The sequence below is a fragment of the Streptomyces sp. NBC_00012 genome (genome assembly GCF_045040875.1).
In the GTDB taxonomy this organism is placed as follows: Bacteria; Actinomycetota; Actinomycetes; order Streptomycetales; family Streptomycetaceae; genus Streptomyces.
Window position 1 is genome coordinate 6,668,723 of record NZ_CP108309.1, and the last position, 25,302, is coordinate 6,694,024.

The window sequence follows — 25,302 nt, forward strand, 5'->3', positions numbered from 1 at the left end:
CCCTCCTTGACCTGCGCCGGGAGGCTGCCTTAGCGTGTGAGTGTTCATGAATATGGACGCCGATCATAATTGTGCACGCCTGAACCCGCTCAGGGAGCGCCAGTGACCTCAGCCCCTCTTGCCGCCCGACTCGGCCGTGTCGCCGGGCCGCTCTTCTTCCCCGTCACCGCGTACGGACCGGACGGCGCCGTCGACCTCGATGCCTTCCGCGCGCATGTGCGCGCCGGCGTCGACGCCGGCGCGGCGGCGGTCTTCGCCTGCTGCGGCACCGGTGAGTTCCACGCGCTCACACCCCAGGAGTTCCGTCGCGTCGTCGCCGCGGCCGTCGAGGAGACCGCCGGAGAGGTGCCCGTCGTCGCGGGGGCCGGATACGGCACGGCGCTCGCGATCCAGTACGCGGAGCTCGCCGAGGAAGCGGGCGCGGACGGACTCCTCGCCATGCCCCCGTATCTCGTCGTCGCCGACCAGGAGGGGCTGCTGGGCCACTACACCGCGCTCGCCGCGGCCACCTCGCTGGAGACGATCGTCTACCAGCGGGACAACGCCGTCTTCACCCCCGCCACCGTCGTCGCGCTGGCCGCGACGCCCGGCATCATCGGCCTCAAGGACGGCTACGGCGACCTCGACCTGATGCAGCGCATCGTCAGCGCCGTCCGCACCGGACTGCCGGGCCGGGACTTCCTGTACTTCAACGGACTGCCCACCGCCGAACTCACCGGTCCGGCCTACCGGGGCATCGGCGTCACCCTCTACTCCTCCGCCGTCTTCGCCTTCGCGCCCGACATCGCGCTGGCCTTCTACCGGGCGCTGGACGCCGGGGACGAGGATCTGACGGGCGCGCTCCTCGACCACTTCTACCGGCCGCTCGTCGAGCTGCGCGCCAAGGGCCGCGGCTACGCCGTCTCGCTCGTCAAGGCCGGGGTCCGGCTGGGCGGCCTGGACGTCGGCGAGGTCCGCACCCCGCTCACCGAGCCGCCCGCCGCCCACATCGAGGAGCTCGCCGCGATCGTCGCCCGCGGCCGGACCGTGCTGGAGAAGTACGGGCAGGAGCGGCGCGGGTGAAGACCTCGGCCTTCCTCTACCCGTGGGACGTCGTCGGCGACCCGGACGCGGCCGCCCGCGTCGCGGACCTGGGGGTCCAGCAGGTGACGCTCGCCGCCGCCTACCACTCCACCCGGGCGCTGACCCCGCGCCACCCCGGACACCGCATCGTCACCGCCGAGTACGCCGCGGTGCTCTACCCGCCGGACGCCACCCGGTGGGCGGGGCGCGAGCTGCGCCCCCACGAGCAGTCCTGGGTCGCCTCGGACGATCCGTTCGCCGAGGCCGCGGAGGCCCTCACCGCCGCCGGTCTGGAGGTCCACACCTGGGTGGTCCTGGCGCACAACTCCCGGATGGGCGCCGAGCATCCGGACACCTCCGTGGTCAACGCGTACGGCGACCGCTACCCCTGGGCGCCGTGCATCGCCAGGCCCGCGGTCCGCGAGTACCTGATCGCGCTGGCGGCGGAGGCCGCGGTGCGCGGCGGTGCAAGCGGCACCGAGCTGGAGTCCTGCGGCTGGTACGGCTTCGCGCATCTGCACGCCCACGACAAGATCGCGGGAGTCGGGCTGGGGGACGCGGCGCAGTACCTGATGTCGCTCTGCTTCTGCCCCGACTGCCGGAGGGGCTACGCCCAGCACGGCCTGGACGCCGACGGTCTGGCCTCGGCCGTACGCGGTGCGCTGGAACCGGTCTGGGCCGGCGCCGGCTCCCCGGAGACCGGCCGGGCGGGCATCGGGAAGCTCCTCGGCGCCGGTCTCGCCGACGCCACTCTCCGGTGGCGCGGCACCGTCGCCCGCACGCTCCAGGAGTCCGTGGTGGCCGCCGTGCGGGCGGCGGCCCGGCCGGGGTTCCAGGTGCTGCTGCACGCCGACCCCGAGCCCCACCGCACCGGCGCGAACGTGGGTGTCGAGCCGGAGCACATCCTCTCCGTGGCGGACGGTGTGGTGCTGCCCTGCACCGGCGGCGACACGGCGCGCGAGGCCGTGCTCGGCCCGTTCGCCGGGCTCGACGGGGTGCTCGCGGCCAACTTCGGCGTGGTCACGGGGATGGGCGGCAGGCCCGCCACGCTGGAGCGGGACGCCGCGCACGCCGCGTCGCTCGGCGCCGGCCAACTGCGGCTGTACCATGCGGGGCTGGCCTCGGCCCCCGACCTCCGCACCGTCGCCGGAGCGCTCTCGGACCTGAGGGCCGCCCCGTGATCTCCGGCGGGCGTGCGAGTCGGATACGGTGCGTCGCAGGGCGGAGGGACTACGGGAGTGCCCTGGGTGCGGGGCAGCCCTCAGGCCGGTGAATGAGCCGGGTCGGTGGGGGAGTCCGTCAGCCTTCCCCGCCGGCCCTTCACCAGCGGAGGTCGCCGGTGCCGCCGTGCCGACCGGTGGCAGTAGCCCGTAGACCCCGGCCGCCGGCCCCCGGCACGAACGGGCCCGGCGGCATCGGAGGATGCCCTGTCGCGCATCCGGCGGAGGAGGCCGTCCGCCACCGGCCCATGGCAGATGCCGGACGGGCTCACGTCCCTCCGTCAGTCCGCCAACGCCGCCTTCATCATCTTCTGGGCGATCGGCGCCGCCAGGCCGTTGCCGCTGACCTCGGAGCGCGCCGCGCCCGAGTCCTCGACGACCACGGCGACCGCGACCTCCTTGCCGCTGGACGCGTCCTTCGCGTACGAGGTGAACCAGGCGTACGGGCTCTTGCTGTTGCCCACACCGTTCTGCGCGGTGCCGGTCTTCCCGCCCACCTCGGCCCCGGCGATCCGGGCGTTGGTGCCGGTGCCCTCCTCGACGACGGTCACCATGGCGCTGCGCAGCTGCTCGGCGGTGGACTCGGAGACGACCCGTTCGGTGTCCCCGTCCGCGAACTCCTGGAGCGGGTTGTCCTTGGAGTCGGTCACGGCGGACACCATGTGCGGAGCGGCGAGTTCACCGCCGTTGGCGAGGGCGGCCGAGACCATGGCCATCTGCAACGGCGTCGCGGTGACCTCGAACTGACCGATGCCGGTGAGCGCCGTCTGCGGGCGGTCCATGCCGGACGGGTAGACGCTCTCGGACGCCCGCACCGGCACATCGAGCTTGTCGGTGTTGAAGCCGAACTTCTCCGCCATCGCCCTGACCTTGTCCTGGCCGAGGTCGACGGCGGCCTTCGCGAAGACGTTGTTGCAGGAGTACTGGAGCGCGGTGCGCAGCGTGGCGTTCTCGCAGGGCGCCGAGGGATTCTCGTTGCTCAGGACGGTGCTGGTGCCGGGCAGCGTGTACGGATTGGGGCTTTCGGTGCGCTCGTCGACCGAGCCGTACAGCCCGTCCTCCAGCGCCGCGGCCGCCACCACCAGCTTGAACGTCGAACCGGGCGCCAGCGGCTGCCGCAGCGCACGGTTGACCATCGGCTTGTCCTCGTCGTCGAGCAGCTTCTGCCAGGCCTCGCCGTCCGCCGTCCCGCTGATCGTCGAAGGGTCGTACGAGGGGGTGGAGACCATGCCCAGGATGCGGCCGGTCTTCGGGTCGATCGCGACCGCCGCCCCCTTGTCGTCGCCGAGCGCCTCGTACGCGGCCTTCTGCACGTCCGGGTCGATCGTCGTCAGGACGTTGCCCGGCGCCGCCTGCTTGCGCGTCAACGCGTCCAGCGGGTTCTTCAGCCGGTCGTCGGTGCCGTCCAGCACATGGCTGTAGATCCCTTCGAGCTGCGTGGCGCCGTACGCCTGCGAGCTGTAGCCGGTGACGGCCGAGTAGAGCTCGCCCTGGGTGTAGGTGCGTTTGTACGCGAGGTCACTGCCCTCCGTCCTCTTCGATCCGGTGACCGGCTTCCCGGCCACGATGATGTCGCCGAGCGGCTGCGCGTACTGCGCGATGGTTTTCCGCCGGTTGTGGTCGTTTTCCGCGAGCGCCTTCGCCTGGTACGCCTGCACCCAGGTCGCCCGCCCCAGCAGGGCGAGGACCAGCAGCAGGCAGAAGACCGAGGTTCGCCTGATTGCTCTGTTCATTCCGCCCGGACGACGAGCGGGGCGCCGCGCACCGTTCCCGAATGCGCCGATTCTCACCGGTTTCTCATACCGGACCGGCGTGGCCCGGGGCGATGAATCCTGACTCGTACGCCGCGATCACGGCCTGGGTGCGGTTCTGTGCCCCGGTCTTCGCGAGCACCGCCGCCACATGCGTCTTCGCGGTCGCGGGCCCCACTCCCAGCCGCCCGGCGATCTCCGCGTTGGTCAGCCCCGCTGCCATCAGCCGCAGCGCCTCCGCCTCCCGGTCGGTGAGCCGGGACGCCCAGCGCGGGGGCTCGGCCGCACGCTTGCGGTACTCGGCCGCGAGCGCCCGTACCGCCGACGGGAACAGCAGTGTGTCGCTGCGGGCGACCAGCCGCACCGCCCGCACGAGGTCCTCGGCCGCCACCCGCTTCAGCAGGAAACCGGCGGCCCCGGCGACCAGCGCGTCGTACACGTAGGAATCGTTCTCGAAGGTGGTGACGACGACGATCCTCGGGGGACGGTCGAGCGTGCCGAGGATCTGCTCGGTGGCCCGGATGCCGTCGATCTCTGGCATCCGCACGTCCATCAGCACCACATCGGGGCGCAGCTCCCGCACCACGGACACCGCCTCCGCGCCGGTCGCCGCCTCGCCGACGACCTCCAGACCGGGTTCCGCGTCCAGGATGACGCGCAGCGCGGTGCGCACCATGCGCTCGTCGTCGGCGAGGACCACCCGGACCGTCGTGCTCATCGGTTCTCCTGTCCGGTCCTACGCAGGGGGAGGCGGGCGGCCAGCCGCCACCCGCCGTCGTGCGGTCCGGCCTCCGCGCGGCCGCCCAGCAGCACGGCCCGCTCGGCGATGCCGCGCAGCCCGCGGCCGCCCCCGGGCCGCACCACCGCGGCCCGCTCCGGCAGCGCACTGTCCATGGTGATCGCCAGCTCCGCCGCCCGCACCGTGATCCGCAGCTCCACCGGCACCCCGTGCCCGCCGTGCCGCAGCGCGTTGCTCAGCCCCTCCTGCACGATCCGGTACGCCTCCCTCGACACGGCGGCCGGGACCGTGCCGGTATCGCCCCGCACAGCACAGGAGACGGGAACCCCGCAACGCTCCAGCAGCCCGTCCAGCGCGCCGAGCGCCGGACCGGTCGCCGCGGACCTCCCGTGGTCCTCGCCGCTGCGCAACAGGCCGAGTACGGAGTCGAGTTCGCCTACCGTGCGCCGGGTGGTCTCCTCGATCGCGGTCAGCGCCTCGCGGACGAACTCCGGGTCGCTGTCCAGGACCCTGCGGGCCGCGCCCGCCTGGAGGGTGACGGCGCTCAGCGCATGGCCGACTGAATCGTGCAGCTCCCGGGCGAGCCGGTTGCGCACCGCCAGATCGGCCGCCCGGCGTTCCGCCGCGGCCAGCCGGTCCTGGGGCGTCGGGCCCAGCAGCACCGGCGCCCGGCCGGCCAGCAGCGCCCCGGCCAGTGCCGCGCAGCTGGCCGTCGCCACCAGGATCGCGAGTCCGGCGAGGGGGAGCAGGGCGAGAATCCACGGCCGGTCCAGCGCCTCGGGCAGACCGAAGACCCGGGAGTCGCGCATCGATTGCGAGAACGGCAGCGCCATGATCGTCCCGGCGAGCGGGGGCATGGCCAGCGTCAGGCCGCTGAGGATGCCGCCGAGCGCGAGGTGCAGGGTGAACCAGCCGGCGGTGCGCACCCGCGCCTGCCGGGTCCTGGCCGGCCCGTCGGCGAGCGGCCGGTCGCCTGGGACACCGCACAGCGCACGGGCAGCGGCCACCGAGAGCTGCCGGGCCGGTGCGAAGAGCGCGGTGACCGCGGCCATGGGCAGGGCGCAGACGAACGCGGTGAGCTGGTGGGAGACGGACGAGAAGGGGCCGGGGTCCGGCCGGAGCCGGCCGATGATCACCAGCGCCGCCAGGAAGTACGGCATCAGCAGCGCGCCACCGATGATCAGGTGCAGCCAGCGCAGCCGGGCCCGGTGCCCGAACAGCAGTGTCACGCCTGGGCGCCGGAGGGCCGTGCGGCCGGCGTCGCCCGGGGGCGGACGGGCGGCCGGACGGGCGCGACGGCCGCACGTTCCGAGAGGAAGTGCCCGCCGAGGGTGACCACCAGCGCTCCGAGCAACATCTGGACACCGTAGGTCAACATCATCGCGGGCGTGGTCTGTTCGGAAGGGTTCCCGGCCGTGGCCAGTGCGGCGAGGCTCATCCACCCGCCCCAGCAGGCCGAGGCCGCGGAGCCGCCCCAGGCCAGGGCGAGCGGCACGGCGAGGGGGAGCGCGGAGCGGCGGAAGGCGAGCAGCAGCACACCGGCGGCGGCGACGGCGGGGAAGAGGGCGTTGAGCGCTTCCATGACGTACGAGACGTGGTTCCGGTCCGCGATCCCGCCCTCGTCGAGCCCCGCGGTCGAGCCGGTGGCCCACACCAGATGCATGACGGCCGGTGCGAGGGCGAGCAGAGAGGCGATGGCCGCGGTGCTCCGCAGGGCGGGCCCGGTCGGGCTCGGCGGGAGGTCCCGCAGCGCGCCCTTCCACAGATGGCCCCAGCGGTCCCGGGTGTACAGCGCGAAGAGGGTGCCGAGGGCCAGGCCCTGGAGGATGAAGCCGCCGTAGACGACGCCGAAGACCCAGCCGTCCAGGAAGGAGGGCCCGCCGCTCCCGGGGCCGTCCCCGCGGGCCAGGCCGACCACCAGCTGCAACGGGTACCCGGTCATGATCGGCAGCAGCAGCCCGGACGCCACCCACATGGGCAGGACGAGCAGCCAGGTGGGCACCCGCCGCCCCCACGCCCGGGTGAGCAGCAGGGCGAGGACCACGACGGCGCTGTCCATCAGGATCGTGAAGGCGTTGGCGGCGATCATCGTGGTGCGGTGGTCGAGCAGCGGGCTGCCGTCGGGGATGCCGACGCGACTGCCGAGGATCCAGGCGGTCTTGAGCGCGATGTACGGCAGGGTGGCGGCGATCGCGAGGGCGCGGAGCGCGGCGCGGGCGGCCGGCCTCGGTGCGGCGGCGGGCGGAGACGGCGGTGTCTGTGTCATGACCACCACGCTTCCGTGCGGTCCGCTCCGGCACGTCGTGCCCTGTGACGATCCGTCTCCGCCGTGCGGCGGAGACAGATCGTCGTCAGGTCATCCCGACAGGGTGAACAGCAGCTCGTCGGTGTCCTCGCCGCGGGCGTGGGCGTACCCGTGGTCCGTGCCGGTGACGGTGAATCCGCACTTCTCCAGCACCCGCCGCGAACCGGTGTTGTCGGCCGCCGCCCGTGCGTGCAGCGGGCGTGCGGGTACGACGTCGAGCAGCGCCGACAGTGCGGCGGTCGCCAGCCCGCGGCCCCACTGCGCCCGGTCGATCCAGTAGGTGACCTGGCGGTCGCCCGGGGGTCCGTACACCCCGGTGCTGCCGACCACCGCCCCGTCCGCGAGCACCGTGCGTATCACGACGGAGCCGTCGGCCAGGATGCGCTGCCAGTGGGCGTCGAAGGCGTGCCGGTCGGTGGGATCCTCGCTGGTGAAGGCGGCGGTCCTGACCGATTCCGGGTCGGACATGAACGCGAAGAACAGGGGCAGGTCGTCCGCCCGGACCTCGCGCAGGGCGATGCGCACGGTCAGAGCCTCCGGGTGGCGAGCGTCAGCCGGTCCCGCGCGTCGAACAGCGCGTCCTTCACCATCTGTTCGTGCGCGGGCGTGAGCCGGGCGACCGGCACCGAGCAGCTGATGGCGTCGCGCGCGGGGGTGCGGTACGGGACGGCGACGCCGAAGCAGCGCAGTCCGAGGGTGTTCTCCTCGCGGTCCACCGCGTAGCCCTGTTCGCGGATGAGGTGCAGCTCCTCGATGAGCTTCTCGCGGTCGGTGATGGTGTGCTCGGTCAGCGCGGGCAGCGTCTCGGGAAGCAGCTTGCGGACCTGCTCGACGCTGTGGGTGGCCAGCAGCGCCTTGCCGAGCGAGGTGGAGTGGGCGGGCAGCCGGCGGCCGACGCGGGTGAAGGGGCGCAGATAGTGCTGGGACTGCCGGGTGGCGAGGTACACCACGTTCGTCCCGTCGAGACGGGCCAGGTGAATGGTCTCCGTGGTGTCGTCGGAGAGCCGGTCCAGGGTGGGCCGGGCGGCCGCGACGACCTCGTCGCCGTCGATGTACGAGGTCCCCACCAGCAGTGCCCGCACGCCGATCCCGTACCGTGTGCCCGTCGCATCGGTCTCCACCCAGCCCAGCTCCACGAGCGTGCGCAGCAGCATGTACAGGCTGGACTTGGGATAGCCGACGGCCTCCTGAACCGCGGCGAGCGAGTGCATGCCGGGCCGCCCCGCGAAGTATTCGAGCAGTTCCACCGTCCGTACGGCGGACTTGACCTGTGCCCCACCAGATTCGGCAACCGACATCGCCCTACGCCCTTTCCAGCCACTTGCGAAACCCTGAGACTTCTCGCCCCCGACGACTGCTTGAATTGGGTGACTTCCGGAGTCCGGCGGCTTCTTGCCAACACTGAGTGCCCGGAAATAGAGTCGCCGCATATTCACGATCAGGAACTCTGTTCAGAATACCGAACAACTTCTGATGTGCGGCAGTGGAGCGGAAGGAATCACGGTGGCAGCAGCACCAGTCTGGAGCGTCGACCCCCGCACCGGGAACCCGCGCGAGCAGGTTGCGGTGGAGGCTACAGCGGAGGAGGTCGACCGTGCGGTCCGGGCCGCCCACGCGGTACGTGAATCGCTCGCCGACCGCACCGTGCGCGCCGCCTTCCTGCGCATCGCGGCCGATCTGCTCACCGAGGCGGGGGAGCACGTCATCGAGGCGGCCGACGCCGAGACCGCGCTCGGGCCGGCCCGGCTGACCGGTGAACTCGCCCGTACCGCCGCCCAGTTGCGGGCCTTCGCGGAGGTCGTCGACGAGGGCGCCTTCCTCGACATCCACATCGACCACGCGGACGCCACCCGGACCCCGCCCTGGCCCGACCTGCGCCGCTACAAGGTTCCGCTCGGCGTCGTCGCCGTCTACGCGGCCAGCAACTTCCCGCTCGCCTTCTCCGTCCCCGGCGGCGACACCGCGAGCGCGCTGGCGGCCGGCTGCCCCGTCGTCGTCAAGGCGCACCCCGACCACCCCGCCACCTCCGAACTGTGCGCCTCCGTGCTGCGCAGGGCGGCGGTCAAGGCCGGTCTGCCCGAGGACGTACTGATCCTGGTGCACGGCTTCGACGCCGGCATCGAGCTGATCGGGCACCCGCTGGTCGCCGCCGCCGGGTTCACCGGTTCGGTACGCGGCGGCCGCGCCCTGTTCGACGTCGCGGCGGCCCGCCCCCGCCCCATCCCCTTCCACGGCGAGCTGGGCTCCCTCAACCCCGTCGTCGTCACCGCGGCGGCCACGACCGAGCGCGCCGAGGAGATCGGCGCCGGGCTCGCGGGCTCGATGACCATGGGCGCCGGTCAGTTCTGCACCAAGCCCGGCTTCGTCCTGGCCCCGGCCGGTGAGGCGGGCGACCGGCTGCTGGAGTCCCTGACCGCCGCGGTCAGCGACACCGAGGCCGCGGTCCTGCTCGACCACCGGATGCGTGACGCCTTCCTCGCGGGCGTGCGGAAGCGGACCGAACTCCCCGGCGTCCAGGCCCCGGTCACCCCCGGCGCGGGCGGCGACCACACCGTCTCGGCCGGCTTCGTCACCGTACCGGCGCACCTCCTCGCCACCGAGGGCCCGCACGACGAACTCCTGGAGGAGTGCTTCGGCCCCGTCACCGTCATCGCCCGCTACACCTCCGGCGACGAGGTCACCGCCGTGCTCTCCCGGCTCCCCGGCAACCTCACCGCCACCCTCCAGACCGCCACGGACGGCGCAGACGCCGACGCCCCCGGACTCCTCGCGGCCCTCGCCCCGCTGGCCGGCCGGGTCCTCGTCAACGGCTGGCCGACCGGCGTCGCCGTCGCCCCCGCACAGCACCACGGCGGCCCCTACCCGGCCTCGACCTCCATCTCCACCTCGGTCGGCGCCACCGCGATCGAACGCTGGCTGCGCCCGGTCACCTACCAGACCACCCCCGAGGCACTGCTCCCGCCGGAGCTCCGCGAGGACAACCCCCAGGGCCTTCCCCGCCGGGTGGACGGACACCGCGCGTGACCCTGCACCTCTCCGAACTCCCCTTCGGGCTCGACGAGTTCGGACCCAGCGGTGACTGGACGTACGAGAACGGCACCCTGACCGGCCGCGCCGGCGCCCGCCAGGACCGGTTCGTGCCGCCGGGCGGCGAAGCCCTGGACTCCGTGAGCGACGCGCCCCGTCTGCTCGGCCCCGCGCCCCGGGGCGACTTCCAGCTGATCGCCCGGGTGCGGGTCGGCTTCGAGGCCGCCTTCGACGCCGGGGTGCTCTACCTCCACGTCGGGGAACGGGAGTGGGCCAAGATCTGCCTGGAACTCTCCCCGGACCGCCCCACCGTCTGCACGGTCGTCACCCGCGGCCACTCCGACGACGTCAACTCCTTCACCGTGGACGGCGACAGCTGCTGGCTGCGCCTCAGCCGCACCGGCGACGCGTTCGCCTTCCACGCCTCCGCCGACGGCGAGAAGTGGACCTTCGTCCGTGTCTTCGCCCTCGGCGAGCCGGGGAGCGCGGCCGACGCGTCGGCCGGTTTCCTGGTCCAGTCGCCCACGGGCGAGGGCTGCGAGGCGGCCTTCGACCGGATCGCGTTCCGCACGAAGGGCCCGGACGACCTGCGGAACGGAAGCTGATGACCGCCCGGATGGGGGAGACGTTCGGGACCGGCCGTGCGGTGTCCGACATCGAGGCGCTGCTCGTCGGGCCCGTGCCCGCGACGGGCCCGACGGCCGACGAGGGTGAGCCGGACACCGGGGAGTGGAGCGCGACCGCGGGCGAGGGATTCCGGATCGTGCCGCTCTGGGAGAGCGACGACCTCGTGGGCGTGTACGGGCCCGAGTGGGACGAGGCCGAGGAGGCCGCCGCGGGTCATCTCACCGATCTCGTGGGTGAGCTGGAGCGCCGTTGGGGTGCCCACCGGGCGGTGGGCATGCGGGTGCCGATCTTCCGTGGCCTCGCGGACGAGCCCATGCCGCCGCTGTACCAGGCGCTGTGCGACACGGACTGTCTCGGGGACCTGAGGGTGTGGGGGCCGGTGGACGGCCGGTGGGTCGCGGTCTCCCTCAACCAGTGCGACGGCGACGCGCCGATGATCCTGGCCGCCGTGGTCGCCGACCGGCCGATCGTCGAGCTCGACGACGGGGAATGAGGCGGTCCGCTCCCGTGTTGGGTACAGGTGCGGAGGGTACCTCCGCGCCACCTGAGCGGTACGTACGAGGACACGGAGAGAAGAAGAGACATGCGCGTCGAGATCTGGAGCGACATCGCCTGCCCCTGGTGCTACATCGGGAAGGCCCGCTTCGAGAAGGGCCTGGCGGGGTTCGCCCACCGCGACCAGGTCGAGGTCGTGCACCGGTCCTTCGAGCTCGACCCCGGCCGTGCCAAGGGGGACACCGCCCAGGTGATCGACATGCTGGCGCAGAAGTACGGGCGCACCCGTGAAGAGGCGCAGGGCATGGAGGCGAACGTCGCGGCCAACGCGCGGGCCGAGGGGCTCGGCTATCTCACCGAGGGCCGTGACCACGGCAACACCTTCGACATCCACCGGCTGCTCCACCTGGCCAAGGCCCGCGGCCGCCAGGACGAGCTGCTGAACCTCGCCTACCGGGCGAACTTCGCCGAGGAGCGGTCCGTCTACGACGCCGGTGTACTGGTCGAGCTGGCCGTCGAGGCCGGGCTCGACGCCGACGAGGCGCGCACCGTGCTCGCCGACCCGGAGGCGTACGCGGCCGAGGTGCGGGCCGACGAGCGGGAGGCGTCCGAGCTGGGCGCCAACGCGGTGCCGTTCTTCGTGCTCGACCGGCGCTACGGCATTTCCGGCGGCCAGCCCGCCGAGGTCTTCGCCCAGGCGCTGGAGCAGGCATGGAAGGACCGCCCGCTCACCGCGATCGGCGGGGACGCCGCGGCGTGCGACGCGGACGGCGCCTGCGAGGTCCCGCAGGCCGGCGGCAACGCCTGAGCCCGACCCGGCCGCATGCGTAAGCGGTGCTCGGGTGTTCCCCTCAACTCTTCGTGATTGACCAGGAGGTGGGGGGGGCCGCAGGCTGGGCGCATGGAGAATACTTCGCTCAGCCGTGCGGTGAACGCCGAGTTCGCACCGAGGACGACCTACCTCAACACCTCCACCTGCGGGCTGCTGCCCCGGCGGACCGTGGCGGCGGTGCGGGCGCTCGCCGAGGCGATCGGCTCCGGCGGCCGGGCCGATTCCGGCGACTTCGAAGCAGTGGAAGCGGCCCGGTCCGGCTTCGCCCGGCTCTCCGGGGTCGACGCCGACCGGGTCGCCGTCGGCAGCTCGGTCTCCGTGCACGTCGGGCTGATCGCCGCCGCACTGCCGCCCGGGTCCGAAGTCCTGGCGCCGGAGGGCGAGTTCAGCTCCGTCGTCAGCCCCTTCGCGGTCCGCGGCGACCTGAGGATGCGTTACGCCCCGCTGGACCGGCTGGCCGACGCGGTGGGGCCGGGGACCGCGCTCGTCGCCCTCTCCGGCGTGCAGTCGTCCAACGGCCGGATCGCCGACCTGAAGGCGGTGCGGGCGGCGGCCGGTGTCCATGGTGCCCGGACGCTGCTCGACGCCACCCAGTCGGCCGGCTGGCTGCCGCTGGACGCCGGGGAGTACGACTACACCGTCACCGGCGGCTTCAAGTTCCTGCTCTGCCCGCGCGGTGCGTCGTTCCTCACCGTCACCGAGGAGGCGCAGCGGACCCTGCCGCCGGTCTTCGCCGGCATGTACGCCGCCGCCGACCCCTGGAACAGCACATACGGTCCAGTTGGACAGCTCTCCCGGACCGCGCGCCGTTACGACGAACCGCCCGCCTTCCTCTCGTACCACGGCGCCGAGCAGTCCCTTGCGCTGCTGAACGAGGTCGGCGTGGAGGCCGTCCACGCCCGTGCCACCGGGCTCGCGGCCCGCATGCGGGCGGGGCTGGCCGGGCTGGGGCACGAGGCGGTGCCGGGGGAGTCGGCGATCGTGGCAGTCCCCGGACTGGGTGCGCGGGAACCGGAGCTCGCGCGGGCCGGGGTGGTGGTCTCGAACCGGGCGGGCAGCCTGCGCGCGGCCTTCCACCTGTACAACACGGAGGCCGATGTGGACCGGGCCCTGGACGTGCTCGCAGGCTGACGCCGGCCGCCGGGGATCAGCGGGGCTCGGGGCAGTCCCCGGCCTCCCGGCAGAGATTCGCCTCGACCTTGGCGAGCAGCCGGGTCAGCTCCTCGCGTTCGGCGGGTTCGAGGCCGGCGAGGGTGTGGTCCTCCAGATCCGTCCAGGCCCGCTGGACGTCGGAGTGCAGCGCACAGCTGTCGTCGGTGGCCTCGACCAGGACGGCCCGGCGGTCGTCCGGGTCGGGGCGGCGGCGCACGTGTCCGGTCTGTTCGAGGCGCTGGAGCATCTTGGTGACGGTGGAGGGGTCGAGGTCGGCGGCCTTGATCAGCTCGGACTGGCGCACCGCACCGGCATCCCACAGGCACATCATCACGAACTCCTGGCCGGGGTAGAGCCCGAGCCCCTTGAGCAGCCTGCCCGCGGCGATCCGGTGCAGCCGGGCGACCCGGGCAAGGGCGTGACTGACGGGGCCGCCGAGGGCGGCGCTCGGCAGGCCGGGACAGGCGGGGTCTGCGGGTCCGGCGGGTTCGGCCTTCATGGGGTGACTCCTCGGGGCGCGGCGCTCCGGCCCCGGCTCCGATGCCGGGCTCCGGCGGCTTTCCGCCCACTTTACATTGGTCGGCCAAGTAATGGGCTACAGTGGCACTCGCCGCAGATAATTGGCCGACCACATAAATACCTCGGGAGCTTCGATGACCACCGCGTTCGACCCGATCGACCTGTCCGGCACCCGGCTCGCCAACCGCATCGCGATGGCCCCGATGACCCGCAGCCGGGCCGGTGAAGGCGGCACCGCCACGAATCTCGTCGCCGAGTACTACACCCAGCGCGCCTCGGCGGGCCTCATCATCACGGAGGGCGTCCAGCCGTCCGCGGTGGGCCAGGGCTACCCCTCCACCCCGGGGCTGCACAGCGCGGCACAGGCCGCGTCCTGGCGCAAGGTCACCGACGCGGTACACGTGGCGGGCGGCCGGATCTTCGCCCAGCTGATGCACGCGGGCCGCATCGGCCACCCGGACGTGCTGCCGGACGGGCTGACCCCGGTCAGCGCGTCGGCGGTCAGGCCGGCGGGCCAGCTCTTCACCGGCACGGGCATGAAGGACTTCACCACCCCGCGCGAACTGACCGGCGACGAGGTCCGGCAGACCATCGCCGACTTCGCGACGGCCGCCCGCAACGCGGTCGACGCCGGCTTCGACGGCGTCGAGCTCCACGGCGCCAACGGCTACCTCATCCACCAGTTCCTCGCCCCCAACACCAACCTGCGCGACGACGAGTGGGGCGGCTCGGACGAGGCCCGCATCCGGTTCGCTGTCGAGGTGGTCAAGGCCGTCGCCGCCGAGATCGGCGCGGAGCGGACCGGACTGCGGATCTCGCCGGGAAACCCGTACAACGACATCGACGAGCCCGCGCCGGCGGCCCTCTACACCGCGCTGGTACGGGAGATCGAGCCACTCGGCCTCGCCTATCTGCACGTCCTGGAGGCGGTGGAGATCCGCGAGCTGACCCTCGCGCTGCGCAAGCAGTTCTCCGGCACGTTCGTCCTCAACGCGCTGACGGACGGCCCGACCGGCCCGGAGGACCACTCGCTGGTCGACGACGGGATCGCCGACATCATCGCGTACGGCGCCCTGTTCATAGCCAACCCGGACCTGCCGGCCCGGCTGAAGGCAGGCGGCCCGTTCAACACCCCGGACCCGTCGACCTTCTTCGGCGGCGACGCGAAGGGCTACGTCGACTACCCGGCGCTGGAGGAAGCCCAGGCCTAGATCACGCCGGGGGCAGCGGGGCGCTGCGCCACTTCCACGAGGTGACGCGGGGGTGGCCGGGCAGCTCGCCGCGGCCGGTGGCCCAGAGCAGTACGGCCCACCGGTCGGCGTCCTTCGGGGCGTCCGGGAACAGCCGGGCCAGCACCCGGTCGCAGAGGCCGGCGGGCGGGGTCCAGCCGGCCCCCAGGCTCGCGGCGATGTCGTGCGTGTGGACCAGGGTCTCCACGATCCCCATCGCGGCGAAGCCCTCCGGGTCGGACACCCCGTAGGAGTGGTACGAGCGGATCCCGGGCGGAGTCGTCCGCACCATCGAGGCGAGCAGCGCGCCGCAGGCATCCAGCGTCAGGAACAGCCCGGCGGTTCCGGCCGACCGGTCCGCGAAGACCGCGTTCATCGGACCGCCCTCGCGGTCGGCGCTCCAGCGGTACGGGACGTACGCGTCCACCGACGGCCGCTGCGGGCCCAGTTGGGTCGCGTAGCTGAAGAGGTCGTCGCTCAGATGCTCGGCGGTCTCCCAGCAGGTCCACTCCAACGACCCCGCCGGCGAGTGCCACTTGTCCACCGGGGACTCCCGGAGCGCGTCGATCGCGAGACGTACCGCGGTGGTCACGTCGTCCGCCGTGACCGGCAGCCGGGTCCCGGTCAGGGCCGCCCGCTCCGCCGCACCGCACTCGACGCAGAACTCGTTGCCCTCGGGGTCGCCGAGCGTCGCCCAGCCCCGCCCGTTCGGTTTGCGGTGGTCGGCGACGAGAGTGGCGCCCAGACCGAGCAGCCGCTCGACCTCCTCGTCGCGGGTCCGGTCCTGCGGCTGAATGTCCAGGTGGACGCGGTTCTTGCCGTTCCTGGGCTCCGGTACCCGGATGAAGAGCAGCGCGGCACCGGGGGACTCGACGAGCACCTCGGGGTCACCGGGGGCGTCCTGGTCGGAGATCGGGGCGTCGAGCACCTCGGACCAGAAGCGGGCGAGTCCGTAGGCGTCGGAGCAGTCGATGGTGATGTGACGTACGAGTGAGGTCATGAGGCCCACCCTCGCCGCCGACCGCCGTGCCGGTCCAGCGATTTCGGCGCGGGAGGAGCGGGAGGGGCGTCGGCGCGGATGACGCCCCTCCCGGCGGGTCACCTCACCGCACCGGGGTGAAGTCCCTCGCGCCGATGAACTCCGGGCGCCGCGCCGGTGCCGCGAACGGCTCCTCGGCGGCGTTCTCCACACTGTTGAAGACGATGAAGACGTTGCTGCGCGGGTACGGGGTGATGTTGTCGCCCGAGCCGTGCATGCAGTTGCAGTCGAACCAGGTGGCCGCACCCGCCTTGCCCGTGAAGAGCTTGATGCCGTGCCGGTCGGCCATCTTCGTCAGGGCCTCGTCGGACGGGGTTCCGGCGTCCTGCATCTTCAGTGACTTCTTGTAGTTGTCCCTGGGCGTCTCGCCCGCGCAGCCGAGGAACGACTTGTGCGAACCGGGCATGATCATCAGCCCGCCGTTGGTGTCGTGGTTCTCGGTCAGCGCGATCGACACGGACACCGCCCGCATGTTCGGCAGCCCGTCCTCGGCGTGCCAGGTCTCGAAGTCCGAGTGCCAGTAGAACCCCGAGGCGCCGAAGCCCGGCTTGACGTTGATCCGGGACTGGTGGACGTACACGTCCGAACCGAGGATCTGCCGGGCCCGGCCCACCACCCGCTCGTCGGCGACCAGTCGGGCGAAGACCTCGCTGATCCGGTGGACCTCGAAGACCGACCGCACCTTCTGCGACTTCGGCTCGATGATCGAGCGCTCGTCGGCCCGCACCGCCGGATCGGCGATCAGCCGGTCCAGTTCGGCGTGGTACCCGGCGACCTCGTCGGGGGTGATCAGCTGGTCGACGGTGAGGAAGCCGTCGCGCTCGAAGCCCTGGAGGTCCTGCACGGCCACCGGGCCGGGGGCGCCGGGCGGGGACCAGATCACCGGGTCCTGGCGGGGGGTGGTCATCTCGGCTGTGCCGCGCGTGGGGTAGAGATCGGTGCGTCCAGCGGTGGTCATGGTTCAGCCCTCCTCGGTCAGCAGCGGGTAGACACCGTTCTCGTCGTGCTCCTCCCGCCCGGTGACCGGCGGGTTGAAGACGCAGACGCAGCGGAAGTCGGTCTTCGGCCGCATGGTGTGGTGTTCATGGCCGTTCAGCAGATACATCGTGCCGGGGGTGATCCAGTGCTTCTCGCCGGTCTCGTCGTTGGTGAGTTCGGCCTCGCCCTCGACGCACAGGACGGCCTCGATGTGGTTCGCGTACCACATCGACGTCTCGGTGCCCGCGTACATCGTGGTCTCGTGGAGGGAGAAGCCCACCTTCTCCTGCGCGAGCACGATGCGCTTGCTCTCCCAGGTGCCGGAAGCGGCCTTCACATGCCGGTCGGTGTTCTCGATGTCACTGAACGATCGGACGATCACGGTGGGTCGGTACCTTTCTCTCTGCGGTGGTGCTTCTCGTCGGACCCGCGCCGCGGCGGGTCCGGAATCAGACGGTGTCGCGGACCGCGCGGGCCAGTGTGCGCAGGCCCTCGTCCAGCTCGTCGGGGGTGACGATCAGCGGCGGCAGCAGCTTCACGACCTCGCTGCGCGGGCCGGAGGTCTCCACCAGCAGGCCCAGCTCGAAGGCGCGGGCGCAGATCGCGGCGGCACGTGCCTCGTCCGTGAACTCCAGGCCCCAGACCAGGCCTCGGCCCCGGTACCGCGCGCCGAGGGCGGAGTGCTCGTCGCAGATCGAGAGCAGCGCCTGCTCGATCTGCTCACCCCGGACCAGGGTCTGCTTCTCCATCTGGCCGTCCGCCCAGTAGGCGTCCAGCGCGGCGGCGGCCGTGACGAACGCCGGGTTGTTGCCGCGGAAGGTGCCGTTGTGCTCGCCCGGCCCCCAGATGTCCAGTTCCGGGTTGAACAGGCAGAGGGACATGGGCAGTCCGTAGCCGCTGATGGACTTCGACAGGGTCACGATGTCGGGGACGATGCCGGCCTCCTCGAACGAGAAGAACGAACCCGTGCGCCCGCAGCCCATCTGGATGTCGTCGACGATCAGAAGCATGTCGCGGCGGTGGCACAGGTCGGCCAGCGCCCGCAGCCACTCGGGGCGCGCCACATTGATGCCGCCCTCGCCCTGCACCGTCTCGACGATCACGGCGGCGGGCTTGTTGAGCCCGGAGCCCTGGTCCTCCAGGAGCCGTTCGAACCAGAGGAAGTCGGGCACCTTGCCGTCGAGATAGTTGTCGAACGGCATCGGGGTGCCGTGCACGAGCGGGATGCCGGCGCCGGCCCGCTTGAAGGCGTTGCCCGTGACGGCGAGCGAGCCGAGCGACATGCCGTGGAAGGCGTTGGTGAAGGACACGATGGACTCGCGGCCCTTCACCTTGCGGGCCAGCTTGAGCGCCGCCTCGACCGCGTTGGTGCCCGTCGGCCCGGGGAACATCACCTTGTACGGGAGGTCGCGCGGGCGCAGCACGTTGTTCTGGAAGGACTCCAGGAAGGTCCGCTTGGCCGTGGTGGCCATGTCCAGGCCGTGGGTGATGCCGTCGCGCTCGATGTAGTCGATCAGCGCGCGTTTCAGCACCGGGTTGTTGTGACCGTAGTTGAGCGACCCCGCGCCGGCGAAGAAGTCGAGGTAGCTGTGACCGTCCTCGTCGGTCAGCCGGGCGCCCTGCGCACGGTCGAACACGGCGGGCCAGCCGCGGCAGTAGCTCCGTACCTCCGACTCCAGGGTCTCGAAGACACTCAGCGCGGGCGGGGTGATGGTCACAGGGGATCTCCTGCTCGAGAGGGGGGTGGGGTCGGCGGTGCGGGGGTGCTCGGGCGTGGCGGCGCCCCGCCGGTCCGGGGCCGGACGTACGGGGGTGGCAGCCGGACGGCTCAGGCGTGGAACGGGCCGATGCGGTACAGGACTTCGGGCAAGTGGTCTCCCTCGGGGAACAGCCCGCCGTCGAAGAGCACCTCGCGGTCCAGGGCCACGTCGTGGCGCTGCGCGTAGGAGGTGAACAGCCGGTCCGACGCGGTGTTGTCCGGGGTGATGGTCGTCTCGACCGAGGCCAGGCCCTGTCCGGCGGCGACCCGGGAGGTCAGCGCGTCCAGCAGCTTCCCGGCGAGCCCCGCCCCGCGGTGGGCGTGGTCGACGGCCACCTGCCAGACGACGAGCGTTCCGGGACGGTCCGGCCGGAGGTACCCGGTCACGAAGGCGACGGGCTCGCCGGTCTCGCCCCGGGCGACCACGGAGGTCGCCGTGAAGTCACGGCACCACAGCAGGTAGCTGTACGAGGAGTTGAGGTCCAGGACCTCGGAGTCGCGGGCGATGCGCCAGATCGCGGCCCCGTCCTCCACTCGTGGGGTGTCGATGGTGATGAATTCGTTTCGGGCACTTGCAAAATCTGCTGGTGCGGCGGTCATGCAAATTGAATTTACCCAGCAAATTTCCAAATTGCATCGACGCGAGGGGTTGGGTGAGATGGTCCGCTGTGTTATCACGCGGGCGCGTGCCCCGGCGCGAACGGGCTTCGTTTTACTCTGCTTTGGGTGCTATTTATCCGGCATAACGGTCGCGCTGTGGAGTAGGTCACATGGTTGTAACTCTCGGGCGACGCAACGGAATTGTGTGGTTCGGACTCGCTCGGAGCCTCTGGAAACTCGAGTGTTTAGGGTCCGGGAAACCGGGCAGAAGAATGCGGGGAGCTGCTCTGAATAAAGCAGCTCCCCGCATTCGGTGAATATTGGCTCCCGGCCCGGATTTATTCGCTCGGCCAGGTTTCCGAAACGGCCTTGCGGGCAGCTTCGAAGTCGACCTGCCGGCCCGCATCGGCCAGCGCCGCCCCCAGAGCCGCGAGCGAGGACCGCACCGCGCCCCGCGTCGCATCCACACCGTAGTGATTGACCCGGATCATCTCCTTGGACAGCGCACCCCCGCCCGCGATCAGCGGCAGCGAGGGGTCGGCCGCGAGCGCCCGTGCGACCAGCTCGGCCGCGTCGACCCCTTCGGGGGCGCGCAGCGTCGTCGCGACCGGCGCCGCCTTCGCGGCCTCGTGCACGTACGGCGAGAGGCCACCCCCGAGCGCCACGGCACCCGCGCGCGTCGCTGCGGCGGCCGCGGCGTGACGGGCCATCAGCGCGTCCAGGCCCTCGGTCTCGATGCGCTCCACACAGGCTTCCAGCGCCAGCATCTCCAGCTGGGCGGGGGCGTGCAGCAGGGCCTTGCGGCCGCCGTCGATCCAGCGCTCCTTCCAGTCCAGCAGCGAGAGGTAGGAGCGGCGCGGGGCCTCGGGGTTGGCGGCGATCCGCTCCCAGGCGCGCCCGCTCACCGACACCGCCGACACCCCGGCCGGGCCGCCCATCGCCTTCTGCGCGCCGATCACGCAGAGGTCGACCCCCCACACGTCCGGCAGCAGCGGCTCGGCACCCACCGAGGCGACGGCGTCCAGCATGAACAGCGCCCCGTGCGAACGGACCACCTCACCGATCTCGGCGACCGGGTTGGTGTTGCCGGTCGCGGCCTCCGCGTGGACCAGGGAGACGAAGTCGATCTCCGGGTGATCGGCCAGCGCCCGCGCGACCTGGTCGGCGGTGACCGCCGTGTGGAAGGGAACCGCGAGATCGACCACGTTGGCGCCGCAGTCCCGCAGCCAGTTCCCGAAGGTCTGCCCGTACGGCCCGGTGACGACGTTGAGCGCGGTCGAGCCGGGCCGGGCGCCGCCCCGGATGCAGCCTTCGAGGGGGAGCAGCGCCTCGCCCTGCATGATGACGACGTCCTGCTCGGTGGCGAGGAGGCGAGCCACCCGCTTCTCGATGGCCGCGAAGTGCGCGGCGGTGAGCGGGGCGAGGTCGAGGAAGGGGTGCGTCACGGTGGTGCTCTCTTCGGGTCGGATCGGCTCGGTGCGCGGTGTCGCGTACGGGCGGTGCTTCCGTCGAAGCGTACCGAGGGCCCCGCGCGCCGCCTCGTACAGTGCTGCCCATGAGTGATCACAAGGCATCGCAGGTGCTGCACGTGAAGGGGCGGGTGCTCGTCGGCCCCGACGACGTCCGGGACGAGCTCTGGGTGGTCGGCGGACGGATCTCGTACGGCCGGCCGGCCGGCGCGGACGGGGCGGTGACCGTTACCGGCTGGGTGTTGCCGGGCCTGGTGGACGCCCACTGCCACGTCGGGCTCGACCACCACGGCGCCGTGGACGCGGCGACCAGCGAGAAGCAGGCCCTCGCCGACCGGGAGGCGGGTGCGCTGCTGCTGCGGGACGCGGGGTCGCCGGCCGACACCCGGTGGATCGACGACCGGGAGGACCTGCCGAAGATCATCAGGGCCGGCCGGCACATCGCCAGGCCCCGCAGGTACACCCGGAACTACGCCCATGAGATCGAGCCCGACGAACTGGTCGCGTACGTCGCTCAGGAGGCGCGCCGCGGCGACGGCTGGGTGAAGCTGGTCGGCGACTGGATCGACCGGGAAGTGGGCGATCTGACGGCCCTGTGGCCGCGTGAGGCGGTCGGAGCGGCCATCGCCGAGGCGCACCGGCTCGGCGCCCGGGTCACCGCGCACTGCTTCGCCGAGGACTCGCTGCGCGATCTCGTCGAGGCCGGGATCGACTGCATCGAGCACGCCACCGGGCTCACCGAGGACACCGTTCCGCTCTTCGCCGAGCGCGGGGTGGCGATCGTCCCCACCCTGGTCAACATCGCCACCTTCCCCTCGCTCGCGGCGGGCGGCGAGGCCAAGTTCCCCCGCTGGTCGGCCCATATGCGGCGGCTGCACGAACGGCGCTACGACACGGTGCGCGCGGCGTACGACGCCGGGGTCCCGGTCTTCGTCGGCACCGACGCGGGCGGTGTGCTCGCCCATGGGCTGGTGGCGGACGAGGTCGCCGAGCTGGTGAAGGCGGGCATCCCGGCCCTGGACGCGCTTTCCGCGACGACCTGGGGCGCCCGGCAGTGGCTGGGGCGGCCGGTGCTGGAGGAGGGCGCCCCGGCGGACCTGGTGGTGTACGACGAGGATCCGCGGGCGGACGTACGGGTGCTCGCGGCGCCGCGGCGGGTGGTGCTGAACGGGCGGGTGATCGGCTGAGTCCGGCGGCCCAGCGGCGGGGTGCGCCATGTTGACGGGCGGTTACCGAATCCCTGCCCTGTCGTTGAAACACCTTTGCGCGTACCCCGGCGCAGTGGGCTCCGGTGCGGTGCGCGCTCAGCGGATCGGGTGAGCCGCAGGAACGAACGTGCCGAGATATTCGAATACAGGCACGGAAACACCCCTTTGGGGTGAACTCACGTCAGGTGCCCGCCGGTTCACCCTCCGTGCGTAAAGCTTTCGGGGTCGAGGCCACCGGAGCTCTCGATGTCCCCCATTGGACGGCACCGGTGGCTCCATGTCTCTTGTGGGGGTTCCACCACTTTGAACAGCAACACCTTCCGCCTGGCCGCCCTGGCGGTCGCCGCCGCTCCCGTCGCCCTGCTGGTCACCGCCCCGGCGCAGGCCGCCACCGCGGCCACCACGACCACCGGTGGCGGGAAGGCGAGCGCGGTCGTGCTCCGTACCGCACTCGACGTCTCGCTCCTGAACAAGACGATCGACGTGCCGCTCAGGGCCACGCTCAACGCGGTGCAGGCACCCGCCGACGCCAAGGAGACCGCGCTCAGCGTGCGGCTCGACGGCGTGGAGGGCGGCCGGCCGGTCAGCGTGCTCGCCGCCGATGTGGCCACCGCGAACGCGACCGTCGACAAACACCGGGCCGAGGGCTACAGCAATGTGGCGAAGGCCCGGGTCCACGTTCCCGGACTGCCGCTGCTCCCGCTGATCGAGGTGGAGAAGGTCACGTCCAAGGCGGTCTGCGAGGTGGGCAGGAAGCCGGTTGCCGAGTCGAACGTGCTGGGACACGTGTCGGTCCTCGGCAAGCGCATCGACCTCACCGCGGGCGGCACCACCCGGGTCGCGGTCCCGGCCGTCGGTGAGGTGACCCTCGACCTCTCGAAGACGCACACCACCTCGCGCACCGCCGCGGCGACCGCGTTGCAGCTGAAGGTCTCCGTCAACCCGCTCAAGCTGAACGTCGCCGATGTGCGCGGCGAGATCACGCTCGCCGAGGCGACCTGCCAGACGCCGAAGGCGACCGGACCGGGCGGCGGCGACAACGGCGGGTCGAGCAACGGCGGGTCGAGCAATGGCGGGTCCAGCAACGGTGGGTCGACCGACGGTGGTTCGAGCAACGGCGGTACGAGCGGTGGAGGGTCGAGCAACAGTGGTTCGAGCAACGGTGGTTCGAGCGGCGGATCCGGTGACGGCGGCAGCAGCGGAAGCGGCGGCAACAGCGACGGCGGTGGCAACAGCGGGGGAGTGAAGCCTCAGACAGGCACCGGCACCGGCAACGAACCGGCCGTCGACTCGAACCTCGCGGAGACGGGCAGCGGCTCTGCAACTCCGTACATCGCGGGCGGCGCGGCCGTACTGCTGGCGGCCGGCGCCGGGGCGGTGGTCGTGGCCAGGCGGCGCGCTCAGGGCTGACCCCTCCCGACCGCCCGAGGGCGGCGGGAGAGGAGCGGGGAGCGGCGTACGTGTGACGGGACGCCGCTCCCCGCGGGCGCGCGACGGAGTGCGGGAGCTTGCGCTGGGCGTGCTTCCCGGTGCGCCGCTCTCCGCGGGCGCGCGACGGAGTGCGGGCGGCGGGCCGTCAGCGCACGGCCGCGCCCAGCGTCTGCAGTGCCTGGTCGAACGCCTGGAGGAAACGGTTGGTCGTGACGCGGTCGCGCACCGCCAGCCGCAGCCACTCAGGACCGAGTCCGGGAAACGTATCTCCTCGCCGCGCGGCGAACCCCAGCATCCGCAACCGCTCCCGCACCTCGGCGGCCCGCTCGAGCCGCACCAGGACGAACGGCGCCTCGGCCGGCTCCGCCACCCGCACCTCGGTGAACTCCCTGAGCCCCGCCACCAGATGGGCCCGGTCCACCGCGATCCGCTCCGCGGCGGCAGCCGCCTCGGCCAGGGCCCGCGGCTCCATGCACGCCTCGGCAGCAGTCAGCGCCGGGGCCGACACCGGCCACAGCGGCTGGGTCTCCTCCAGCGCGCGGATCGTCCTGGGCTCCGCCAGCACATAACCGATCCGCAGGCCCGCGAGCCCCCAGGTCTTGGTGAGGCTCCGCAGTACGACCAGCCCCGGGACGTCCGTACGCCCGCAGAGGGTCTCGCGCTCGCCCGGCACCGCGTCCATGAACGCCTCGTCGACCACCAGCGTCCGGCCGGGACGTGCCAGTTGCTCCACCGTCGCCGCCGGATGCAGCACCGATGTGGGGTTGGTCGGATTGCCCACCACCACCAGATCCGCGTCCTCGGGCACCGCCGACGGGTCCAGCCGGAACCCGTCCTCGGCCCGCAGCAGCACCCGCCCCACCTCGTGCCCGGCCGCGCGCAGCGCCGCCTCCGGCTCGGTGAACTGCGGATGGACCACGACCGGGCGGCGGACCGGCAGCGCCCGCGCGATCAGCACGAACGCCTCCGCCGCGCCCGCCGTCAGCAGCACCCGTTCCACCGGCAGCCCGTGCCGGTCCGCGACCGCAGCCCGGGCCGGCCGGCCGTCCGGGTAGGCGGCGAGCGAGCCCAGCGACCCGGCTATCCGCTCCCTCAGCCAGGCCGGGGGAGTGCCGGCCCGTACGTTGACGGCGAGATCGGTCAGATCCCGGTCCCGTCCCCGTACTTCCGCGTCACCGTGGTGCCGCAGATCGTGCGCGCCCGCGCCTGTCGCGTCGGGTCTTTCGATGGGAGTGTGCATGACCGCCGTGGGGGTGATGGTGGTGATGGCCGTCGTCGTGGGGACGGGGGCCGGCTGCCGCGGCCGTCCCGGTCGATCCTCTGAGTACGGCAGAACGACTATGCGCCCGGCACCGGGCTTCACGCAACGGCCGGGACCGGGAGGTACGTCCGGTGCGGGGAGGGCGTCGCCCGCCCGTCCGGGCGGACCGCGTCGCACCACCGCACAGGTCGCCATCGGCGCCCGCCCCCGCGGGGCCGACTTCCGCTTGGGCACCAGGAGCTCACCCCCCGCCGCGAGCGCGGCGGCCTCCGCGACCGACGGCGTCCCGACGGCGGAGAGCGGTGCGCCGGACGGGCCGGGCACCTCGATCCGGGCCAACTCCCCGGCCGGGTAAGTCCGCAGCGGGACGCCGAGCGCCGCGGCCGCGGCGACGATGCCCGGCTCGTCCGCCTTGGCGTCCACGGTCACCAACTCCGCGATGCTCAGGGGCGAGAGTCCGGCCTCGCGCAGGGTGTCCCGGACCAGCCCGAGGATCTCGTCGACCGGTGCGCCCCTGGACGCGCCGACCCCGACGGCGAGCGACGCGGCGGGCACGTCGGCTTCGGACATGGAGCGGCCTTTCACGAGGAGTGCGGGAA

At 72.4% G+C, this 25,302-nt stretch carries 24 protein-coding genes; 10 read left to right on the forward strand and 14 right to left on the reverse strand.

Translation table 11 applies throughout. The features are described 5' to 3' along the window. Positions 1 to 102: 102 nt before the first annotated feature. Together OHA19_RS30530 and OHA19_RS30535 are read left to right on the forward strand one after the other, a co-directional pair. Positions 103 to 1,062, forward strand: coding sequence for a 5-dehydro-4-deoxyglucarate dehydratase (locus OHA19_RS30530; RefSeq protein WP_405711447.1), 960 nt, complete (start codon positions 103 to 105; stop codon positions 1,060 to 1,062). Continuing rightward, positions 1,059 to 2,243, forward strand: coding sequence for a hypothetical protein (locus OHA19_RS30535; protein WP_405711445.1), 1,185 nt, complete (start codon positions 1,059 to 1,061; stop codon positions 2,241 to 2,243). The genes OHA19_RS30530 and OHA19_RS30535 overlap by 4 nt, the downstream gene beginning before the upstream one ends. Positions 2,244 to 2,563: 320 nt before the next feature. Here OHA19_RS30535 and OHA19_RS30540 read toward each other — a convergent pair whose 3' ends face one another. The 6 genes from OHA19_RS30540 to OHA19_RS30565 all read right to left on the reverse strand — a co-directional run bounded on the left by OHA19_RS30540 (position 2,564) and on the right by OHA19_RS30565 (position 8,375). Continuing rightward, entirely contained in the window at positions 2,564 to 4,015 is a 1,452-nt protein-coding gene (locus OHA19_RS30540; RefSeq protein ID WP_405711444.1) for a peptidoglycan D,D-transpeptidase FtsI family protein, read from the reverse strand. 64 nt (positions 4,016 to 4,079) lie between these two features. Continuing rightward, complete coding sequence (locus OHA19_RS30545) at positions 4,080 to 4,751, reverse strand: response regulator (RefSeq protein ID WP_405711442.1); 672 nt, start codon at positions 4,749 to 4,751, stop codon at positions 4,080 to 4,082. Beyond that, positions 4,748 to 6,001: a sensor histidine kinase gene (locus OHA19_RS30550; protein ID WP_405711440.1), complete on the reverse strand. Its 1,254-nt coding sequence runs from the start codon at positions 5,999 to 6,001 to the stop codon at positions 4,748 to 4,750. The genes OHA19_RS30545 and OHA19_RS30550 overlap by 4 nt, the downstream gene beginning before the upstream one ends. Then, entirely contained in the window at positions 5,998 to 7,038 is a 1,041-nt protein-coding gene (locus tag OHA19_RS30555; RefSeq protein ID WP_405711438.1) for a hypothetical protein, read from the reverse strand. The genes OHA19_RS30550 and OHA19_RS30555 overlap by 4 nt, the downstream gene beginning before the upstream one ends. A gap of 90 nt (positions 7,039 to 7,128) precedes the next feature. Then, on the reverse strand, positions 7,129 to 7,602 hold the full coding sequence (locus OHA19_RS30560; RefSeq protein WP_405711437.1) for a GNAT family N-acetyltransferase: 474 nt from the start codon (positions 7,600 to 7,602) through the stop codon (positions 7,129 to 7,131). A gap of 2 nt (positions 7,603 to 7,604) precedes the next feature. Then, positions 7,605 to 8,375, reverse strand: a complete 771-nt coding sequence (locus tag OHA19_RS30565) for an IclR family transcriptional regulator (protein ID WP_405711435.1) — start codon at positions 8,373 to 8,375, stop codon at positions 7,605 to 7,607. 205 nt (positions 8,376 to 8,580) lie between these two features. Between OHA19_RS30565 and OHA19_RS30570 the strand changes: the two genes are divergently transcribed. The 5 genes from OHA19_RS30570 to OHA19_RS30590 all read left to right on the forward strand — a co-directional run bounded on the left by OHA19_RS30570 (position 8,581) and on the right by OHA19_RS30590 (position 13,189). Beyond that, a complete protein-coding gene (locus tag OHA19_RS30570) occupies positions 8,581 to 10,101 on the forward strand; it encodes an aldehyde dehydrogenase (NADP(+)) (protein WP_405711433.1) in 1,521 nt (506 codons plus the stop codon). Between the two features lie 2 nt (positions 10,102 to 10,103). Beyond that, on the forward strand, positions 10,104 to 10,709 hold the full coding sequence (locus tag OHA19_RS30575; RefSeq protein ID WP_405721335.1) for a DUF1349 domain-containing protein: 606 nt from the start codon (positions 10,104 to 10,106) through the stop codon (positions 10,707 to 10,709). Continuing rightward, positions 10,709 to 11,224: a hypothetical protein gene (locus OHA19_RS30580; protein ID WP_405711431.1), complete on the forward strand. Its 516-nt coding sequence runs from the start codon at positions 10,709 to 10,711 to the stop codon at positions 11,222 to 11,224. Before OHA19_RS30575 ends, OHA19_RS30580 begins: the two co-directional genes overlap by 1 nt. A gap of 90 nt (positions 11,225 to 11,314) precedes the next feature. Beyond that, entirely contained in the window at positions 11,315 to 12,034 is a 720-nt protein-coding gene (locus OHA19_RS30585) for a DsbA family oxidoreductase (protein ID WP_405711429.1), read from the forward strand. 93 nt (positions 12,035 to 12,127) lie between these two features. Beyond that, a complete protein-coding gene (locus OHA19_RS30590) occupies positions 12,128 to 13,189 on the forward strand; it encodes an aminotransferase class V-fold PLP-dependent enzyme (RefSeq protein WP_405711427.1) in 1,062 nt (353 codons plus the stop codon). A 16-nt stretch (positions 13,190 to 13,205) separates the two neighbouring features. Here the strand turns inward: OHA19_RS30590 and OHA19_RS30595 are convergent, their stop codons facing one another. Further along, on the reverse strand, positions 13,206 to 13,709 hold the full coding sequence (locus OHA19_RS30595) for a MarR family winged helix-turn-helix transcriptional regulator (RefSeq protein ID WP_405752320.1): 504 nt from the start codon (positions 13,707 to 13,709) through the stop codon (positions 13,206 to 13,208). A gap of 154 nt (positions 13,710 to 13,863) precedes the next feature. Between OHA19_RS30595 and OHA19_RS30600 the strand changes: the two genes are divergently transcribed. Continuing rightward, positions 13,864 to 14,940 carry an alkene reductase gene (locus OHA19_RS30600; protein ID WP_405711423.1) on the forward strand — a complete coding sequence of 359 codons (1,077 nt, stop codon included), beginning with the start codon at positions 13,864 to 13,866 and terminating at the stop codon, positions 14,938 to 14,940. 1 nt (position 14,941) lies between these two features. Here the strand turns inward: OHA19_RS30600 and OHA19_RS30605 are convergent, their stop codons facing one another. From OHA19_RS30605 to OHA19_RS30630, 6 genes are all read right to left on the reverse strand, one after another. After that, positions 14,942 to 15,958 carry a VOC family protein gene (locus tag OHA19_RS30605; RefSeq protein ID WP_405711421.1) on the reverse strand — a complete coding sequence of 339 codons (1,017 nt, stop codon included), beginning with the start codon at positions 15,956 to 15,958 and terminating at the stop codon, positions 14,942 to 14,944. A gap of 103 nt (positions 15,959 to 16,061) precedes the next feature. After that, the gene (thpD, locus tag OHA19_RS30610) at positions 16,062 to 16,955 is read right to left on the reverse strand and encodes an ectoine hydroxylase (protein WP_405711419.1); all 894 of its coding nucleotides are present in this window, start codon (positions 16,953 to 16,955) and stop codon (positions 16,062 to 16,064) included. 3 nt (positions 16,956 to 16,958) lie between these two features. Beyond that, the gene (locus tag OHA19_RS30615) at positions 16,959 to 17,357 is read right to left on the reverse strand and encodes an ectoine synthase (protein ID WP_093539722.1); all 399 of its coding nucleotides are present in this window, start codon (positions 17,355 to 17,357) and stop codon (positions 16,959 to 16,961) included. Between the two features lie 67 nt (positions 17,358 to 17,424). Beyond that, positions 17,425 to 18,693, reverse strand: coding sequence for a diaminobutyrate--2-oxoglutarate transaminase (gene ectB, locus OHA19_RS30620; protein WP_405711416.1), 1,269 nt, complete (start codon positions 18,691 to 18,693; stop codon positions 17,425 to 17,427). Between the two features lie 110 nt (positions 18,694 to 18,803). After that, positions 18,804 to 19,268, reverse strand: coding sequence for a diaminobutyrate acetyltransferase (gene ectA, locus OHA19_RS30625; protein WP_405721332.1), 465 nt, complete (start codon positions 19,266 to 19,268; stop codon positions 18,804 to 18,806). A 404-nt stretch (positions 19,269 to 19,672) separates the two neighbouring features. Then, positions 19,673 to 20,779, reverse strand: a complete 1,107-nt coding sequence (locus OHA19_RS30630) for a pyridoxal-phosphate-dependent aminotransferase family protein (RefSeq protein WP_405711415.1) — start codon at positions 20,777 to 20,779, stop codon at positions 19,673 to 19,675. Between the two features lie 134 nt (positions 20,780 to 20,913). Here OHA19_RS30630 and OHA19_RS30635 point away from each other — a divergent pair, with 134 nt between their 5' ends. Next, on the forward strand, positions 20,914 to 21,990 hold the full coding sequence (locus tag OHA19_RS30635; RefSeq protein WP_405721330.1) for an amidohydrolase family protein: 1,077 nt from the start codon (positions 20,914 to 20,916) through the stop codon (positions 21,988 to 21,990). Between the two features lie 324 nt (positions 21,991 to 22,314). Further along, positions 22,315 to 23,421, forward strand: a complete 1,107-nt coding sequence (locus OHA19_RS30640; protein ID WP_405711413.1) for an SCO1860 family LAETG-anchored protein — start codon at positions 22,315 to 22,317, stop codon at positions 23,419 to 23,421. 166 nt (positions 23,422 to 23,587) lie between these two features. Here the strand turns inward: OHA19_RS30640 and cobC are convergent, their stop codons facing one another. Continuing rightward, a complete protein-coding gene (cobC, locus tag OHA19_RS30645) occupies positions 23,588 to 25,273 on the reverse strand; it encodes an Rv2231c family pyridoxal phosphate-dependent protein CobC (protein ID WP_405711411.1) in 1,686 nt (561 codons plus the stop codon). Positions 25,274 to 25,302 lie beyond the last annotated feature (29 nt).

Excerpts from the sequence above, each read along its gene's own strand:
- OHA19_RS30540 (WP_405711444.1), bottom strand. The coding sequence starts at position 4,015 with ATGAACAGAGCAATCAGGCGAACCTCGGTCTTCTGCCTGCTGCTGGTC.
- OHA19_RS30545 (WP_405711442.1), bottom strand. The coding sequence starts at position 4,751 with ATGAGCACGACGGTCCGGGTGGTCCTCGCCGACGACGAGCGCATGGTG.
- OHA19_RS30555 (WP_405711438.1), bottom strand. The coding sequence starts at position 7,038 with ATGACACAGACACCGCCGTCTCCGCCCGCCGCCGCACCGAGGCCGGCC.
- OHA19_RS30565 (WP_405711435.1), bottom strand. The coding sequence starts at position 8,375 with ATGTCGGTTGCCGAATCTGGTGGGGCACAGGTCAAGTCCGCCGTACGG.
- OHA19_RS30580 (WP_405711431.1), top strand. The coding sequence starts at position 10,709 with ATGACCGCCCGGATGGGGGAGACGTTCGGGACCGGCCGTGCGGTGTCC.
- OHA19_RS30585 (WP_405711429.1), top strand. The coding sequence starts at position 11,315 with ATGCGCGTCGAGATCTGGAGCGACATCGCCTGCCCCTGGTGCTACATC.
- OHA19_RS30590 (WP_405711427.1), top strand. The coding sequence starts at position 12,128 with ATGGAGAATACTTCGCTCAGCCGTGCGGTGAACGCCGAGTTCGCACCG.
- OHA19_RS30595 (WP_405752320.1), bottom strand. The coding sequence starts at position 13,709 with ATGAAGGCCGAACCCGCCGGACCCGCAGACCCCGCCTGTCCCGGCCTG.
- OHA19_RS30600 (WP_405711423.1), top strand. The coding sequence starts at position 13,864 with ATGACCACCGCGTTCGACCCGATCGACCTGTCCGGCACCCGGCTCGCC.
- OHA19_RS30605 (WP_405711421.1), bottom strand. The coding sequence starts at position 15,958 with ATGACCTCACTCGTACGTCACATCACCATCGACTGCTCCGACGCCTAC.
- thpD (WP_405711419.1), bottom strand. The coding sequence starts at position 16,955 with ATGACCACCGCTGGACGCACCGATCTCTACCCCACGCGCGGCACAGCC.
- cobC (WP_405711411.1), bottom strand. The coding sequence starts at position 25,273 with ATGTCCGAAGCCGACGTGCCCGCCGCGTCGCTCGCCGTCGGGGTCGGC.